Here is a 17,991-nt window from a genome sequence, read left to right on the forward strand (position 1 = left end):
GGTAGACAGCGATTCCAAAAGAGGTGATTTCTCGTGAAAATCAATGGATTTCAACCACCTAACAATTTAAATCAAGTTGACTCGCAACGTTCATCTGAACAAGCGAAGAAAGCAACTGACTCCTCAGCGGTACAACAACAAGCTGCTGAAGTCGTCACGCACTTTAGCGGCACGGCACAAGATAGCAGCATGGACATTGATCAAGCTCGTGTGGATGAGCTCCGTCAAGCTATCCGTGACGGTCAACTGACGATGCGGACAGACCAAATCGCCGATGCGCTACTGCAGGAACTCACCGAGAGTGGCCAGTCCTAATGTCGCTAAGCTCTGTCGTACAGCAGCAACACAAGTTACTTGAAAAGCTCAAGCAGCTTCTCGAACACGAGCAACAGCTGCTGAGTCAAGGTTCGATCGACGGTGAAGCGCTTACCCAAGTTGCGGCAGATAAAACACCATTGTATGAACAACTCGAGGGGTTGGAACACCAACGCGACGAGCTTGCTCAACAAGCTGGGTTTAGTAATTCACCACGTGATATGCACGCTTTTGCAGTGCAAGAAAATGCCGTCAATGACTGGAATGCAATGCGCTTAGTTGCCCAGCGTGTTGCACAACTCAACCGTCTCAATGGCGAGCTTATCGATCACCGCCTGCGCCATAATCAACAAATGCTCAATTTGTTGCGCGAAAGTTCAGCCGAACACGCCCCCACGTATTCCTCATCAGGTAGTCAATCCGCAAAAGTCCAACGCCTTAGTTCAAAAGCCTAATTTTCAGGTACACTAGACTCCTAGTTCGTTCCGACATCACCCCACAACGAGAGCAACAACATGGGTCTAGTTGTTAAACTAGTGCTTGGTATAGTTTTTGGTATTGTGATTGGCTTGTTCATGCCGGAGTGGTTCACCCAACTGCTGTTAACCTTCAAGAGCTTGTTTGGTGAGCTGCTATTCTTCACTATTCCATTACTCATTTTATTCTTCATCACCAGCGGTATCGCTGGGTTACCGCAAAACTCTGGAAAACTTCTTGGCCGTACACTTATTATCGCTTACTTATCCACAATTCTTGCGGGCATTGCGGCCTATTGGTTAGCACGGTTCATCGTTCCGATGCTCACGGCGGCAGGTACCCGAACAGAGGCGAGCGCTCAAGCCCTAGAGCCTTTTATCACCGTTGACTTGCCTCCGGTGTTCGGCATCATGACGGCATTAGCTCTGGCATTTATTTTTGGATTAGGCATCGCGGCAACGCGAGCGGAGCTCCTCAAACAGTTCTCTGACCAAGGCCGAGACATCATCGAGCGGCTCTTAGCTAAAGTGATTATTCCACTGTTGCCATTCTACATCGCCGGTGTGTTTGCCGGCATGGCACATGCTGGAACTGTCTTTCAAACCTTGCAGACCTTTGGCATTGTGCTCCTGATGGCCGTCGCCTTGCACTGGGTTTACCTTACGACAATGTACATACTGGCAGGCCTGCGTCATGGACGCAGTCCATTACACCTGTTAAAGAACATGTTGCCAGCCTATTTCACCGCGCTGGGAACCATGTCGAGCGCAGCTACAATTCCAGTAAGTTTACGCTGCGCAAAAGCCAACAAAGTGAATGATGACGTTGCTAATTTCGTCGTACCTTTGTGCGCAACGACCCACTTAGCCGGCTCAACGATTACCATTGTTAGCTGCACTTTAGCCGTCATGTTCTTACATGATGCCCTCGCTATACCTTCGTTTTTTACGATATTGCCGTTCATCTTTATGCTTGGCGTAGTAATGTTAGCAGCGCCTGGTGTACCTGGCGGTGCGGTGATGTCGGCGGTCGGTTTGCTTGGATCTATGCTAGGCTTTGGAGAAACAGCGATTGCCTTGATGATTGCACTCTATATGGCGCAAGACAGCTTTGGCACCGCCTGTAACGTCACCGGAGATGGAGCGATTGCGCTACTCGTAGATGAGCCAACTCAAAACTAAGTTAGCAAATTACGGTTTTGACTATTCCCGCTTCCGGTTCGGCACACGAACCGGTATAGCGGCCTGTTTGGCTTTGCTGCTTGCTTGGGTATTTGGGTTAGAGCATCCACAATGGGCTGCAATGACGGTTTGGGGGGTATCACAACCCACCCGTGGTTTACTGTTTGAAAAAGCCGGCTATCGAAGCCTCGGCACACTCATTGGCACCAGCATTGGTATTGGCATCGTCATGGTTGCCGGAGATGCCGTTTTACTTAAAGGCATCGGCCTGACATTGTGGGTTGTCCTTTGTGTCTACGGTGCCAACTTGCTACACGGACTTATTTCTTACGGTGCAGTCTTAGCCGGCTACTCGGCATCGATGGTGGTGCTTCTGTCGCGCACGCCGGACGCCCTACTTCCACTTGGCCTTGACCGTCTCTTCACAGTGTTACTTGGCGTTTTAACCGCCCTGATTGTCGGTTGGTTTTTTACCTACAAACGTGCCGAACAGACCCTCGTGAACAAAGTACGGCGCCAAACTGCAGAGACTTTAAGAACGCTTGCCCGCGCGTTTGAGCAAGGCTCGATTGATAAAATCCCGCTACATGACCAAATCACCAACCTTGCTCACCTTGAAACGCAGCTCGCTGACCATGGTGCAGGTTCTCCCTCAGCGCATTTGTCGGCCAAGCTGCTCCGGCGGCTGCTCAACGCACAGCTTGGTTTACTGGCGCAACTTGAAACCAGTTCGGTACAACACCGCGAAGATTTAGCACAAGCCCTACGTGATACGGCGCAAGCCTTTATCGATAATGAAGTGCGACCGATTCGAAAAAGTTTGCAGGCCACACTAGAACTTATCCAAGGCAGTACGCTACAACTTGAGTTTCAAGAGTTCAGCGAGGCGATTGAAGATCGCATTCAGTTTCGTGAGAGTGGCTCGACGGCACGTTCACACCATCGTTTCTCTGTGCTGCTGCACCGCGATTGGCGGGGTGCACAACAAGCTGCGTTGCGCACGTTCGCGGTAATGCTATTGATCAGTTTTGCATGGTTTTACACCGGTTGGATGCAACTCGCCTATTTATTACTCGGCGCCTCAGTCATGCTCACGTTGTTCTCCACCATGGAGAACCCAGCCAAGACCATGTACTACGTGTTCCTTGGTCAAGCCGCAGGTGCCAGCGTTGCATTAACGATTCAAGCTTTTATATGGCCCCACATTGACTCGCTGTTGGGCATGTTGGTGGTATTGATGCCTGTCATCCTCGTCGCCGGTTTGCCGCTGTCGCACAATCGCACTGCGCCCGGTGCCATGGATTTTAACTTAGTGTTTTTACTACTCATGCAACCTTCGTTGCACTATCACTTTGAACCTTACACAGCTGTCGGTATTGCCATCGCTGTGGTTGCCGCACCTTTACTCGCCATGGCGAGTTTTAAGTTAGTCTTTCCGACCAATTTACGCTCTCGTCAACGCCATGTACTCAAAGCTTTGGAGCGCGAGCTCGAAGAACTCGAAGCGCGGCGCCTTACGGCCCAGCAGTTAAAGCGCTATCGCGCACGTTTCTACCATCGCTTATTTAAGCTCTACCAAATGGCCGACAAACTGGGTTTTAACGACAAACTCACTGCGGCCCGATACCTGATCCGCGTACAACAACAGTTGAATCAAATGCAATAAAAAAGCGCGCCCAAAGGCGCGCTTCCACTTTGCTCTCCAATCCTTTGCTACGCACGATTTGGAACAATGCGCAACTCAACCCGTCGGTTTAGTTGACGACCGCTTGCCGTATCATTTGTAGCTACCGGCTGGCTCTCACCATAGCCAATAATGGTGATACGACGTGTGTCGACACCATTACGGGCCAAGTGATTACTTACCGACCAAGCACGGCTCTCTGATAATTGCTGATTGTAGTCAGCGCTACCCGTGCTGTCAGTGTGTCCTTCTACCACCATTGTGGTCTTCTCATATTGTTGTAGTACCCGAGCAACATCCACCAAGATCGGATCGAAGTTCGATGCGATTTGCGAGCTATCGGTCGCAAAGGTGATATTACTTGGCAATTGTAAGCGAATATTGTCGCCATCACGAATCACCTGAACACCGCTACCCGAAAGCTCTTCGCGAAACTGTTGTTCTTGCCGATCCATGTAATTACCGATGGCACTTCCTGCCAAGGCGCCTACTGCTGCACCCCAGACGTAGCGACTTTTATCGTGGTCGCCGGTGCCTTTACCGATCAACGCACCCGCCACTGCACCTATCGCGGCACCTTTTTGGGTGTTTGTCATCGGTGTCTGACAGCCCGCTAAAACCACTGCTGAAGCTACAACTACTGGAATCCAAACTTTCATAAAGCTACCTCTTTATCTTTACAATGTGTCTTTACAAAGTAGCACAAAGGTAAAAATCTGCGTGGTTGCTTTACATAATTTTTAAGGGTCACAAAGCACTTTATCACTAGCGTTTCACGGTAAGCGCTTTACGTACTTTCTCGGCTAATTCCTTTGCATGATAAGGCTTGCTCAACAGCTGAACACCTTCGTCTAAGCGTCCGTGATGTATGATCGCGTTTTCGGTATAACCTGAGGTGTAGAGCACGCGCATCGAACTATCTATGTCATTGGCTTTTTCGACCAGCTGCGGGCCATTGAGTGAGCCCGGCATAATAACGTCGGTAAATAACAAGTCGAAACGTTCACCTTGCTGCAAAATACGCAAAGCTGCGTCGCCATTTTCAGCTGCAGTGACCTGATAACCGAGGCCCTGCAGTTGGCTTACCAAGTTTTGCCGTACCAAATCATTATCTTCAACCACAAGAATTCGCTCATGACCGGTATCCAAGAGCGTCGCATCATCGTCGCTGGCTTTAATTTCCGGTTCCGCATCAACACGAGGGAAAAACAATCGAACTGTCGTGCCTTCACCTGGCTCTGAATAGATCTTAGCGTGACCGCCGGATTGCTTCATAAAGCCGTACACCATACTCAGGCCTAGACCACTCCCTTTACCTACTTCTTTGGTCGTGAAGAATGGTTCGAAGGCCTGTTGAACGGCATCAGCGCTCATACCGACACCATTATCCGATACCGCAACAGCAACATAGTCACCTCGAGCCATGTCTGCGCTATCTTCGTCGAACGACTGGTTGTATAAATCAACAACAATGCGACCACCTTTGGGCATCGCATCGCGGGCATTCAAACACAAATTTAGCAATGCCGACTCCAGCTGATGGACGTCGACTTGGCACGGCCAAGGCTGTTCAGTAACGGTAAATTCAAGTGCAATCGATTCAGGTAACGTACGCCTTAGTAACGGCTCCATGCCGACCACCGTCTCATGGATATTAACCGTGGTCGGCTCCAACGGTTGGCGCCGGGCAAAGGCTAACAAGCGTTGCGTCAATTCGGCGCCGCGCTCGGCTGCGGTCAAGCTCATTTGCGCCAACGCTTTGAGCTCTGGCTGTTCGCTAAGACGCAGATCGAGCACTTCACTATTGCCAAGTATTACCGTCAATAAATTATTAAAGTCATGGGCAACGCCGCCGGTAAGCTGACCCACCGCTTCAAGTTTTTGTGCTTGCTGTAATCGCTGTTCGAGTTGCCGCCGTTCGGTAATATTCATCATGCTACCGACCATGCGGGTTGCTTTACCATGAGCATCGCGAGCGATAAACCCCCGATCCATGACGATTATTGGCTCGCCATTTGCGTGCATGAACCGATATTCCATCTGCCAACGCGTAGCGTCACTATCAATAGCATCATGAATACTATGTAACACCTCTTCTAGATCGTCGGGGTGAATACGATTGGACCACGACTCCGGACCTGACTCTAAGGTCGCTCTATCGTAGCCAAACATGTCTTCAAAACCTTGATTCCACCACACTTTATCGGTTGTGAAGTCCCAGTCCCAAATAGCGTCGTTAGTAGCTTTTGACATCAAATCAAAGCGCTCTAATGCGATTGTCACTTCTTTTTCGACTTCCTTAAGATGATGAATGTCGATCGACGAGCCCAGCCAACGCACACAATTACCTGCTTCATCGTACTCGGGAACGGCTTCGGTCAAATGCCAACGATAACGTCCATCGAAGCGACGCATACGGAATTCAACTTCGTATTTGTGCAGGTTTTGTACCGCAGCTGACCAGACTTCAATAGCATGCTCGTGATCTTCTGGGTGCACTACACTAAGCCAGTCTGGAATTATTTCTCCCTTGGGCTTACCCGCATAAGCGGCTAATTTATCACCCACAAAGTTGACTTCGCCTTGCGGCGTGGCGGTCCAAATCTGAATCGGTAAACTTTCGACAAAATAAGCAAAATCTTGCTGTCTTTTTAAGCGCATGTAGTAGTGGGTGTAGATAATGTACAGCGCTATTATCGCAACGATCGCACCTAGGCGATTGCCCACCACGAATAATTCAGAGAATCCTATTGGCGGCGGTGGCGAAATAAGATAACCCAATACGATTAATAAACACGATGCCCAAGCAACGCCGCGAGCAAACTTGTGTGAAGCCGCAAACAAACAGAACAACACAATGGGCAAATGCAAAAAGCCATGGGCGAAACCTAACTGAGTTTGCGCCTCAAGCAAAAATACGAATAGCATCGCCAGTAGAACAATGGCCTTGCTCCACCATGGTTGCTCGAATGATGGCGGCACGGGTTGCTGGTTCTTTTCAATATCGGGCATAGCCCACTCCTTAGCGAGTTAGCTTCCCTTCGGGGTCAGCCTAAGTAATTGTCCATTTTCAGCGTCAGTGGCAAGCCATATAGCGCCATCTCGAGCCACTGCAACGGCTCGTAACCGACTGTTGTTAACGAAAGCATGCTCACTCATCACTTGCCACAGCCCGTCGACTAAACGCAGCCGTTGTAATCTTTTCCCAGCCAAATGCGTCACCAACAAATCGCCTTGCCAATCGGCAAATAACTGACCAGCATAAAGCGCCATATCTGAGGGCGCTAGCGAGGGGGTCCATTGGTGCAGAGGAGGGGCCACACCGGGTAATTCTTGGTATGGAGTCACCATCGCACCCGTGTAATCAACACCATAACTGGCGATCGGCCAACCATAGTTCTTGCCAGCTTGCAGTTGATTAATTTCATCACCGCCTTTCGGTCCATGCTCATGTTGCCAAATGGTCTTACGTTGGGCGTCATACACGATACCTTGGCTATTACGATGTCCATAGCTAAAGATAAAACCGTCGGCCTTCGTTGGAAACGGCCCATCCGAAGCTGCACTGCCATCGCGCTGTAAACGAACCACTTTACCAAGGTGATTCGCTAAGTTTTGCGCTTGTTCGCGATAGTCAAAGCCATCACCCAAGGTCAGCAGCAAGGTGTCATCAGGCAACCAAGCCATACGACCACCATAATGCGCAGCACCTTTACGCAACGGTTGTGCGACGAAAATCTGCTGCACTTCTGACGTAGTGTACGGTGGGTTTAACGACAGCTTGGCCCGAGCTAGGCAGGTTGTATTGGCGCTAATAGAACCACAGGAATAACTCACATAGAACTCGCGGGTCTGCACAAAATTCGGCGCTAAACTCACGTCAAACAGACCACTTTGGCCAGCGACAAAGAGCTCTGGCAACTGCAAGGGTATCGCATTGACTGAGCCATCGTCAGCGACGTGTATTAAGCGCCCGCCACGTTCGGTTACCAACCAACCAGCGCGTTGTTCGGGTAATTCTTGTAGTGACCAAGGAAAGCTTAGGCCATCAGTGACAACCTCGACCTGGAACGCCTCGTTATCCGCCGCTTGGCAAATACCAACATTCGCAAACGTTATGACAAGGACTAAAAAAAAGCTTTTTATCATGCTAAAGGCTCCACAAGTTCACGTGGCAGAGGATGCCATAATCGATCAAAAATCCACCCCGCGAAAGCCCCGCTCAATGCCATAGCCCCGAGTCCAGCCCAACTACGTGTCGCCGCTATCAAGGTTGGCATAGGTGCAAGATAGTTAACTACGGCAAAGCAGCACAATAACCCGAAGAAGCCAGCACTAATGAACCACCAACGCTCGGGCCCACCTAATTTACGACTGCAAAGCGCTGCAATCGGTAACGCAACAAGTAAAACTATCGCTAAAATTGCAGCTAAAATTGGCGAAAAATTAAGAAGATCATGAATTATCGTTGAAATTCGAGTATCTAAAGAAATCGGAACTGAAAGTTCGATAAGTGCTGCGAGATTAAACTGGGTCTGGATGACGCTACCGACAATAGCACCGGCAACCACGGCGATAACAAAAGCAATTAAGGTCCTTAGCATGGCACCTCCTCGGTGCTAATCATCTGCGGCATCGTCACTAAACGAAACCGTTAGCCATTCGTCTTTTGCAGTGAATTGTAGACTCTTAATCGCACCCTTGCCTTCTATATTAACTAAGTTTTGCTGTTCAGCCCAAAGTTCTTGTAACGCTTTTTGCCGCACCGCCAGTCCTTGCAAATCTGCAGGAATTGCGGTTTCTTGATATACCCAAAAGTCACGACCATCGACCTGATACCCGACCGGCTCAAGGGTGATCGGTTGTCCCGTTAAAGAAGCAAGATGAAAAGACTCAAGTGCATAAGCAGCAAATAACGCACGCGTTTCTTCATCGGTATGAATATCGGCTTGCTTCTTATTAAATAACTCCCTCATTGCATGCTCTGCATCGTGCAACACAAAGCGATGCATCACTTCAATGTTGCCCGTACGCTGATTGAACAAAATAGTAGTGACGGCCGATTTGAGTTGGTGGGCAGTAGCACTGCCCACCAACATCAACATTACCATCAAGAAAAATGCACAGCGCATCATTCGTCGTTATCGCTCTCGTCAGCTTTGAGTTTTGATTTCGCTTCTTGCATCAAGTCACGGCTAATGTGGTCAGTGCCACGCTCTGACTTGAACGCTTCAATCCGAGACTCAATAATCTTCCGCGGATAGAAGTTATTCTCGATGTTCACGTCTGCGGTCTCCCAATTCGGATCAACAGCAAAGCTCACGACTTCTTTATCCGTCACAATGAGTTTGCTGACATTCTTCGCATTGCGACGCCAAATTTCTGCGGGAATACGATAGTTTTCGGTAGTTCCATCAGCATAGGTCATCTGCAACAAAATCGGCATCACCAAACCACCAACATTCGAAAAGTCGAGAACGTAATAGTTTTGGTCTTCCGCAATCGCGCGATCAAACACCCGACGCTCCCATGGCTCGAGCTTCTCAAGGAATTTCTGATACGCATTACGCTGCTTGTTCGTCACCGTGAAGCGATCGTTTTCGTCGTAGAAATCACGCACATCAGAATTGAGTTCAACCCACGTTTTACGTCCTTCAGCTTCGTTACGCTGAACAAAAAATGAAACTGGTTTATCGGCTTCTTCTTGCCGACGACGCTGCCAATCGATATCAGGATCTTTCGTATCTAAACGCAATTTGTAAACACGATCGAGGCTGATGTCGACATGATCGGTGCTATAGAACCACCCGCGCCAGAACCAATCAAGATCAACTCCCGACGCTTCTTCCATGGTGCGGAAGAAATCTGCTGGGGTTGGACGCTTAAACATCCAGCGTTGCGCATATTCACGGAAAGCAAAATCAAACAGCTCACGCCCGAGAATCACTTCGCGCAAAATATTCAATGCGGCCGCTGGTTTGGTGTAAGCATTGGGCCCTAAACGTAATACGCTATCTGATTGCGTCATGATCGGTACCTGTACCGACGACTTCATATAATCAATAATGCCACGCGGTTCAACACCCCATGGAATTTGCGGATCCCATTCACGACCAGCAACGCCGTCTAAAAAGCTGTTTAGTCCTTCATCCATCCAGGTCCACTGGCGTTCGTCAGAATTCACGATCATCGGAAAGTAGATATGGCCAATTTCATGAATCACCACGCCAATCAAGAAGCGTTTTTCGGCCAATGAATAAGTTCGGCTACCGTCGTCTTGTAACTCGGTACGCGGACCGTTAAAAGTAATCATTGGGTATTCCATACCACCTACAGGACCGTTCACCGATTGCGCCGTAGGGTACGGATAGTCAAACGAAAAACGACTGTAAACTTCCATGGTGTGAATCACCGATTCAGTGGAATACTTCTTCCACAAGTCACCGCCTTCTTTCGGGTAAAAAGACATCGCCATGACTTCTGGTTGTACATCACCGCCCTGTTGATAGCCTTTTGCATCCCACATAAATTTACGCGATGAAGCCCACGCAAAGTCACGCACGTTCTCTGCTTTAAAGCGCCATACTTTACGTTCGTCTGTCCCCGCTTTTTCGTTCTCTAAAGCCTCTTCTGCGGTGACTACAAAAACTGGACGCTTCGACGTACGGGCTTCTTCTAAGCGCTCGCGCTGTGTGGTGGTAAGCACTTGCTCCGGATTTTGCAACACGCCACTCGCTGAAACAATGTGATCGGCGGGTACATCAATAGCGACATTAAATTCGCCGAATTCCATGGTGAACTCACCTCGGCCTAAAAATTCTTTATTGGTCCACGCTTCGTAATCCGTAAATGCCGCAACACGCGGGTACCATTGCGCTAGCAAAAAGATGTCATTGCCACCGTCACGTGCGTCATCAGGAAAATGTTCGTAACCCGAACGCGCACCAACGGCATCTTCTTCAACAATGTTAAAACCAAAATCAATCGCTAGTTCAGTTTGCTCGCCAGGTGCCAATGGTTCAGCTAAATCGACACGCATATTGGTGCCAACAATAGTAAAACTTAACGCTTCATCACTCGCCGTAGCAACTTTATCAATGGCAAAACCGAGCTCGTTATCGGTCATAAACTGCTGACGTCTTAATTGACCTAACGAAAGCCGTGCAGGTTTATCAATCCCGTCTAGATCGGTATCGGGATGGCTACCAAAGGTTGCACTGCGCTCGGCACGTGAATCATCACGGAAGATATTCTGATCCAGTTGAATCCACACATACTTTAGTGTGTAAGGTGAATTATTGTGATAGGTGATGGTTTCGGAAGCATCAAGTCGACGTTTTTTCTCGTCTAAACGCACGTTGATGTCATAGTCGGCGCGCTGTTGCCAATAGCTTTCGCCTGGCTCGCCAGCCGCACTCCGATAAACATTGGGAGTGGGTAACACTTCATCTAACTGGCGAAATTTATCTTCAAAATCGCCTTTTGTCTGCTTAATTGCTGATGCTGACACATCACCAATCGAACCAAAACCTGCCACGGTTAGCGCCGCAAAGGCTAACCAGAAACTTGAACGATGCATGGGAGCTCTCTTTTTTCGAAGTATTTTAAAATCACTCGCTTAAAGTACCAAACCGAGCTTGTTCAAACCATTGCGTTGGTCGTAAAAAGTTTCCTTTTATCGCTAAATGTGCTTTACATAAAGTTAGTTAAATAAAAGTAAGTAGATGGATCTCCACTGTGTCAGCGCCCGCTATCCGACAATTTTCTGCTTCATCTTTTCGCTACCTAGCCTTTATCGCGCTTTGGGTATTGGTCTGGTGGACGGCGACACTAATGGAATACCAACCTTTTATTAGTCTTTGGTTCCCGCCAGCAGGGCTATCGCTTGCAGCGTTCATCCTAATCGGTACGCGCGCTTTTTTACCGATCCTCATGGCAGCCTTAATTGTTGGCATGTGGATGTATCTGCAGCTCGGTAGCGCACTACCTTATATGGAACAAGCTTATAACAGTCTGATGTTAGCGCTCGCGCATACTTTTGCCTACGGCATCGGCGGTTTGTATTTCCGGCAAACCGTTGGTAAATGGGATATTCAGCAACTGCCCCAACGTATCCTCTATTTTCTCGTTGTAACAATGCTAACGACGCTCTTAGCAGCTTGGTTTGGAATTGGAGCTTTTCTCTTTATTGATGGCATGGACTGGGTGCAAGCGAGCGACTCTTGGATCAATTGGTGGGTGGGTGATCTTGCCGGAGCAATCGTTCTAACACCTTTCTTTATTTTAGTTTTAAGCCGACTCTGGGATCACGATATTTCATGGTTACGCCCCACGAACCAACGCCGTGCAAGTGATCAACGTAAACGCCCTATGTGGAGCCATAAAATAACCTTGATGCTTATTTTAGTCGGACTCGTTATTGTTGCTGATCATTACTACGAGCATCCTGCTATTGCCTACTTCATTTTATTTATTAGCATCCCGCAAATGTGGATTGTGTTTACCGAAAGAATGGAGCAAACCGTATTTTCTCTCGCTCTTGTAAGTGTTGTTATAGCGCTTTGGTTCGGTTTCTATGGCATTAACGAACATGCGCTCACCTATCAATTTGCGATGTGTGTCGTCGCAGCGAATGCCTATTTTGGTCTCGCTGTACCGACACTGTTAAATCATAATCGGCGTTTGCATCACCAAACCCAAATTGATGCACTGACACACGTTGCGACGAGGGCGCATTTTATTGAAATCGCCGAGACCAAACTACAAGGGCAACGCAGTAACGACTTTCCGCTCGCTCTCATTGTGTTTGATCTTGATCAGTTCAAAAACATCAACGACACCCACGGTCACTTAATTGGTGATCAAGCGCTTATCATGGCCGCACAAAGTGTACGTACCCATATTCGTAACTGTGATTTGATTGCCCGCTTCGGTGGCGACGAATTTTTAATTTTGTTACCCGAACAAAACTTAACGCAAGCCACTACAACTGCTGAACGCCTACGTCATTCACTCCCAGCTATCCCAACGCCTAAGGGGTTAGTACAAATCAAGGCGAGTTTTGGTATCGTTGAGATCCAAGCCCACGAATCCATCAATGAAGCCTTACAACGTGCCGACCAAGCTTTACTCGAAGCTAAACGCAAAGGTCGCGATCAAGTGGTATCATCTTAAGTATCTTTTGTACGTTTTAAGGTTGCCATCATGGCTATTACATCTATTGAAATCCTGGTCGCTACCACTTCAGGAAACACAGAATATTTGGCTGATCAACTCGCCGATCAGCTCCAGCAACAGGGCTACACTGCACGTGTTCATTACGAACCCGACTACACTGATTTAATCGAAGGGATTACCGATGAAACCTTATGGATCGGCTGCATTGCCAGCCACGGCGCAGGTGACTACGCCGACAGTATGTTGGCATTCGCCGACGATCTGCATGCCAAAAAACCCCGTTTAGAACCTCTGCACTACGCAGTTATTGCGGTTGGGGATAGTTGTTACGACACCTATTGTGCTGCCGGTCGTGATTTTGATGAAAAGCTTGCCAACGCTGGTGCTAAACGATTAATCGAACGCCTCGAAATTGACATGTCTCAAGACGATCCGGAGGAAAAAGCATCAACATGGCTAGGATCTCTACTCGCGCATTTGTGAGTAATCACTGTATAAGATCCTCTGAGATCTGTAGATACACACTGTACAAAACTGTTGATAACTATGTCTGTGGATAACCAAGCAAGTTACGCACAGGTTGATCAGAACAAGGATCATCTATTGATCACAACTTTACGGATCGTTTTGATCCTTAGCTATTAAGGGCTACAGATGCTTATCCACAGAATTTCCCGCACTAGTAGTAATAGCAATAAAAGATCTAAACAAAAGATCTTAAGTTATTTTTAGATCTTTAAGACCGCTAAAAAAAATTTCAGAACGAGCAACTGAACGAAATTTAACCGTTTCGATCCAAGCCAATTCAGGTTAAACTATACGGCTACAATTTTTGCTCGTAAGGCTCTAGGATTACGTTTATGTCGAATACTCCAACTTACCATCAGCATTATGACGTTATTGTCATTGGTGGTGGACATGCTGGTACTGAAGCAGCGCTTGCTGCAGCACGTATGGGCTGTCAAACGCTATTGTTGACGCATAACATCGAAACCTTAGGTCAAATGTCATGTAATCCAGCCATTGGTGGTATTGGTAAAGGACATTTGGTAAAAGAAATAGATGCTTTAGGCGGCGCTATGGCACTAGCAGCTGATCGTGCAGGTATTCAATTTCGTACGCTGAATTCATCCAAAGGCCCAGCAGTTCGTGCTACGCGAGCACAAGCCGATCGTGTATTGTACAAAGCTGCAATCCGCGAATTACTTGAAAATCAACCGAATCTAAATCTATTTCAGCAAGCTTGTGATGATCTGATCGTTGAAAACGATCGTGTGGTTGGCGTTGTCACCCAAATGGGTCTGAAATTTAGTGCGAAAACAGTGGTTTTAACGGTTGGCACATTTTTGGGTGGCCAAATTCATATTGGTCTAGAAAATTATCAAGGCGGCCGCGCTGGTGATCCTCCAGCAAATGCATTAGCGAAGCGTTTACGTGAGTTACCTTTGCGTGTTGATCGCTTGAAAACCGGTACACCACCGCGTATTGATGCAAAATCAATTGATTTTTCCGAACTGCAAGAACAACCCGGTGATACACCAACACCGTTGTTCTCGTTTATGGGAAAACCCGAAGATCATCCTCAACAAATTAGTTGTTACATCACTCATACCAACGATCGCACTCACGATGTCATTCGTGGTGGTTTAGATCGTTCACCGATGTATTCAGGCGTTATTGAAGGCGTTGGGCCACGCTATTGTCCATCGATCGAAGACAAAGTAATGCGTTTTGCTGATAAAACCTCGCATCAAATCTTCGTTGAACCGGAAGGATTAAATACGCATGAAGTTTATCCAAATGGTATTTCAACGAGCTTACCATTTGACGTACAAGTTGAATTGGTGCGTTCCATAAAAGGTTTTGAAAATGCGCATATTACGCGCCCAGGTTATGCTATTGAATATGATTATTTTGATCCACGTGATCTGCAACAAACCTTAGAAACCAAATACATTCATGGTTTGTTCTTTGCCGGCCAAATTAATGGAACGACGGGTTATGAAGAAGCCGGTGCACAAGGTTTAGTAGCTGGTTTAAACGCTGCTCTGCAAGCACAAGACAAAGAAGGTTGGGCACCACGTCGAGATAATAGTTATATGGGTGTGCTGATCGATGATCTTTCGACGCTAGGTACCAAAGAACCTTATCGCATGTTTACCTCTCGGGCGGAGTACCGCTTATTGCTGCGTGAAGATAATGCTGACATGCGCTTAACCGAAAAAGGCCGTGAACTCGGCTTGGTTGATGATGCTCGTTGGGCGCGCTTTAGCGAAAAAATGGAAGCTATTGCACAAGAACAACAACGCTTACGCAGTACTTGGATCCACAAAGATCACCCAGCGGTTACAGCAGTCAACGAATTGGTGAAAACGCCAATCACGAAAGAAGTCAACGGTGAAGATCTGTTACGTCGACCAGAAATTACCTATCAAGCGATGATGGCGATCGATGTGTTAGGTCCAGGCCTCTCTGATCACGAAGCAGCGGAACAAGTCGAAATTCAAACCAAGTACGCTGGTTATATCGCTCGCCAACAAGACGAGATCGCAAAACAGCAACGCCATGAAAATACGCGTTTGCCGATGGGTTTTGATTACGCCAGCATCAAAGGTTTATCGAATGAAGTGATTGCCAAGCTGAATGAGCATCAACCTGAAACCGTCGGTAAAGCAGCGCGTATTTCAGGCGTCACTCCGGCGGCTATTTCAATGTTATTAGTTCATTTGAAAAAACAAGGATTGTTGCGCAAAAGCGCCTAACCGTGGTTATCGAAACGAGCATGCAGAAAAAATTAGCAGAACTTATTGAGCGTGCAGGGCTCACCATTGCACCCGAGCAGCAACAACAACTCGTGCGTTTGGTGCAATTGCTGGATAAATGGAATAAAGCATACAACTTGACGTCGGTACGTAATCCACAGCAAATGCTGAGTCGTCACATTGTCGATAGTCTGGTAGTGTTACCTTATCTTCAAGGTGAACGTTTTATCGACGTTGGCACCGGACCTGGATTACCAGGCTTGCCGCTCGCGATTGCACAACCGGATAAAGAGTTTGTATTGCTTGATAGTTTAGGTAAACGCATTCGTTTTATTCGCCAAGTTTGTCACGAACTAGGGCTTAAGAATGTTAAAGCTGTGCAAAGCCGCGTGGAAGAATTCGATGACCCAACTAAATTTGATGGAGTCATCAGTAGAGCCTTTGCCTCGCTTAGTGATATGCTGAATTGGTGTCAGCACTTGCCAAAGCCACAAGGTAAGTTTTACGCTTTAAAAGGCGTCTATCCTGAAGCTGAAATCACTGCATTAGCAACTGATTTTCCAGCCGATAAATTTCAGGTGGACGACGTCATTGCGCTGCAGGTACCTGAAGTCGATGCAGAGCGTCACTTAGTTATCATCTCAACAAGAGGTTAAACGCCCGTGGGTAGAATCATTGCCATTGCAAATCAGAAAGGCGGCGTGGGTAAAACCACCACGGCGGTGAATTTGGCGGCATCGATGGCCGCGACACGGCGTAAAGTGTTGTTGATTGATCTCGATCCACAAGGCAATGCCACCATGGGTAGTGGTATCGATAAATACGATATCGAAAATACCGCTTACGAATTACTGGTTGATCAAAAGCCTTTTCAAGATGTAGTTGTCACAGAAACGAACGGTAAATATCATTTGATTGCTGCCAATGGTGACGTGACCGCAGCTGACGTTAAACTCATGGAAGAATTTGCCCGTGAGCAACGACTGGCCAGTGCACTCAAACCAGTGAGTGATAACTACGACTTCATTTTTATTGATTGCCCCCCGTCACTAAGCATGTTGACGGTGAACGCCATGGCGGCAGCCGACTCCATTTTAGTTCCTATGCAGTGCGAATATTACGCACTCGAGGGGTTAACAGCCCTAATGGATACTATCGAGCGTTTAGCTGAAGCGGTAAATCCGCGGCTGCAAATCGAAGGTATTTTGCGCACCATGTATGATCCGCGTAATCGCTTAGCGAACGATGTTTCAGAACAACTTAAAGCGCATTTTGGCAATAAGGTTTATCGCACGGTGATTCCGCGCAACGTGCGTTTGGCTGAAGCGCCAAGTTTTGGTGCTCCAGCTATGTACTACGACAAATCATCTACCGGGGCAAAAGCCTATCTCTCGCTAGCAGGCGAACTGATTCGCCGCGCAGAACAATTAAAAAAAGCCGAAGCAGCGGCTGAAGCCTGAGGAAACCACGAGCTATGTCTGCCAAGAAACGAGGACTAGGACGCGGCTTGGACGCGTTATTAACCACCAGTAAGCATGCTCGTGAGCTCGAACATGAGCAGCCTGAGGGCAATGACGTACAGGATATCAGCAAAGGCGAACTTCAGAAACTTCCGATTGAGTTTTTGCAGCCAGGTAAATACCAGCCGCGCAAGGATATGTCGCCTGAAGCACTTGAAGACCTTGCCGCTTCAGTTAAAGCGCAAGGCATCATTCAGCCGATTGTGGTGCGCGAAATTGAGAAAGATAAGTACGAGATTATCGCCGGTGAGCGTCGTTGGCGTGCGGCTCAAATGGCGCGCTTGAGTGAAGTGCCCTGTTTGGTTAAACACGTACCCGATGAAGCTGCAGTTGCTATTGCGTTGATCGAGAACATTCAACGTGAAGATCTGAACGCAATGGAAGAAGCAACTGCCTTGCAACGTCTGTTGGATGAATTTCAACTGACCCATCAAGAGGTTGCTGACGCAGTGGGTAAATCACGCGCAACCGTCACTAACTTATTGCGTTTAAACAACTTAGAACACGAAACCAAAACCCTCCTTGAACGTGGTGACATTGAACATGGCCACGCCAAACTACTTCTTGCCCTTCAGGGTGAACAACAAAGCGAAGTTGCGCGTACTATTGCTGCAAAAGCGATGACTGTGCGTGAGGCAGAAAAGTTGGTGCGACTTACACTGGAACCGAAAAAACCAGTTGAGCCACAAAAACCAAATGCCGATATTCAGCGCTTGGAACAACGTTTGAGCGATCGCTTAGGTGCTGCAGTTGCGATTAATCATGGCCGCAAAGGCAAAGGCAAAGTGGTGATAAATTACAGTAGTTTAGATGAGCTTGACGGTATACTCACTCACTTTCAGTTGCCTGATGATGCTTAAGCCGTTTGCATTTTG

The 17,991-nt window shown here is 47.7% G+C and carries 16 protein-coding genes; 10 read left to right on the plus strand and 6 right to left on the minus strand.

Annotated features, from left to right (window positions below):
- Positions 1-33: 33 nt before the first annotated feature.
- From flgM to NV375_RS08935, 4 genes are read left to right on the plus strand one after another with little or no spacing between them, the layout of a single operon-like run.
- Positions 34-315 (plus strand): flagellar biosynthesis anti-sigma factor FlgM, encoded by a 282-nt coding sequence (gene flgM / locus NV375_RS08920; protein ID WP_258807833.1) that lies wholly within the window; start codon positions 34-36, stop codon positions 313-315.
- Positions 315-770, plus strand: coding sequence for a flagella synthesis protein FlgN (locus NV375_RS08925; RefSeq protein ID WP_258807835.1), 456 nt, complete (start codon positions 315-317; stop codon positions 768-770). The genes flgM and NV375_RS08925 overlap by 1 nt, the downstream gene beginning before the upstream one ends.
- 60 nt (positions 771-830) lie before the next feature.
- A complete protein-coding gene (locus NV375_RS08930; RefSeq protein WP_258807836.1) occupies positions 831-1,973 on the plus strand; it encodes a dicarboxylate/amino acid:cation symporter in 1,143 nt (380 codons plus the stop codon).
- Positions 1,954-3,639: an FUSC family protein gene (locus NV375_RS08935; RefSeq protein WP_258807838.1), complete on the plus strand. Its 1,686-nt coding sequence runs from the start codon at positions 1,954-1,956 to the stop codon at positions 3,637-3,639. Before NV375_RS08930 ends, NV375_RS08935 begins: the two co-directional genes overlap by 20 nt.
- Positions 3,640-3,686: 47 nt before the next feature.
- Here the strand turns inward: NV375_RS08935 and NV375_RS08940 are convergent, their stop codons facing one another.
- The 6 genes from NV375_RS08940 to NV375_RS08965 all read right to left on the minus strand — a co-directional run bounded on the left by NV375_RS08940 (position 3,687) and on the right by NV375_RS08965 (position 11,236).
- Positions 3,687-4,316, minus strand: a complete 630-nt coding sequence (locus tag NV375_RS08940; RefSeq protein ID WP_258807839.1) for an OmpA family protein — start codon at positions 4,314-4,316, stop codon at positions 3,687-3,689.
- Between the two features lie 106 nt (positions 4,317-4,422).
- Positions 4,423-6,669: a PAS domain-containing protein gene (locus NV375_RS08945; protein WP_258807840.1), complete on the minus strand. Its 2,247-nt coding sequence runs from the start codon at positions 6,667-6,669 to the stop codon at positions 4,423-4,425.
- An 18-nt stretch (positions 6,670-6,687) separates the two neighbouring features.
- Positions 6,688-7,806: a PQQ-dependent sugar dehydrogenase gene (locus NV375_RS08950; RefSeq protein ID WP_258807841.1), complete on the minus strand. Its 1,119-nt coding sequence runs from the start codon at positions 7,804-7,806 to the stop codon at positions 6,688-6,690.
- Positions 7,803-8,261: a hypothetical protein gene (locus NV375_RS08955; RefSeq protein ID WP_258807842.1), complete on the minus strand. Its 459-nt coding sequence runs from the start codon at positions 8,259-8,261 to the stop codon at positions 7,803-7,805. The genes NV375_RS08950 and NV375_RS08955 overlap by 4 nt, the downstream gene beginning before the upstream one ends.
- Before the next feature lie 15 nt (positions 8,262-8,276).
- On the minus strand, positions 8,277-8,792 hold the full coding sequence (locus NV375_RS08960) for a DUF6702 family protein (RefSeq protein WP_258807843.1): 516 nt from the start codon (positions 8,790-8,792) through the stop codon (positions 8,277-8,279).
- Positions 8,789-11,236 carry a M1 family metallopeptidase gene (locus NV375_RS08965; RefSeq protein ID WP_258807844.1) on the minus strand — a complete coding sequence of 816 codons (2,448 nt, stop codon included), beginning with the start codon at positions 11,234-11,236 and terminating at the stop codon, positions 8,789-8,791. Before NV375_RS08965 ends, NV375_RS08960 begins: the two co-directional genes overlap by 4 nt.
- 158 nt (positions 11,237-11,394) lie before the next feature.
- Here NV375_RS08965 and NV375_RS08970 point away from each other — a divergent pair, with 158 nt between their 5' ends.
- From NV375_RS08970 to NV375_RS08995, 6 genes are all read left to right on the plus strand, one after another.
- Positions 11,395-12,831 carry a diguanylate cyclase gene (locus NV375_RS08970; RefSeq protein WP_258807845.1) on the plus strand — a complete coding sequence of 479 codons (1,437 nt, stop codon included), beginning with the start codon at positions 11,395-11,397 and terminating at the stop codon, positions 12,829-12,831.
- A 30-nt stretch (positions 12,832-12,861) separates the two neighbouring features.
- Entirely contained in the window at positions 12,862-13,317 is a 456-nt protein-coding gene (locus NV375_RS08975; RefSeq protein WP_258807847.1) for a flavodoxin domain-containing protein, read from the plus strand.
- 377 nt (positions 13,318-13,694) lie between these two features.
- Positions 13,695-15,596 (plus strand): tRNA uridine-5-carboxymethylaminomethyl(34) synthesis enzyme MnmG, encoded by a 1,902-nt coding sequence (gene mnmG / locus NV375_RS08980; RefSeq protein ID WP_258807849.1) that lies wholly within the window; start codon positions 13,695-13,697, stop codon positions 15,594-15,596.
- Positions 15,597-15,616: 20 nt separating this feature from the next.
- Positions 15,617-16,252, plus strand: a complete 636-nt coding sequence (gene rsmG / locus NV375_RS08985) for a 16S rRNA (guanine(527)-N(7))-methyltransferase RsmG (protein ID WP_258807851.1) — start codon at positions 15,617-15,619, stop codon at positions 16,250-16,252.
- Positions 16,253-16,258: 6 nt separating this feature from the next.
- Complete coding sequence (locus NV375_RS08990) at positions 16,259-17,056, plus strand: ParA family protein (RefSeq protein WP_126772390.1); 798 nt, start codon at positions 16,259-16,261, stop codon at positions 17,054-17,056.
- Between the two features lie 14 nt (positions 17,057-17,070).
- Positions 17,071-17,976, plus strand: a complete 906-nt coding sequence (locus NV375_RS08995; RefSeq protein WP_258807852.1) for a ParB/RepB/Spo0J family partition protein — start codon at positions 17,071-17,073, stop codon at positions 17,974-17,976.
- The last annotated feature ends 15 nt before the right edge of the window (positions 17,977-17,991 follow it).

Origin of the sequence: Pseudidiomarina sp. CB1, from assembly GCF_024752025.1 — a bacterium.
Classification (GTDB): Bacteria; Pseudomonadota; Gammaproteobacteria; order Enterobacterales; family Alteromonadaceae; genus Pseudidiomarina.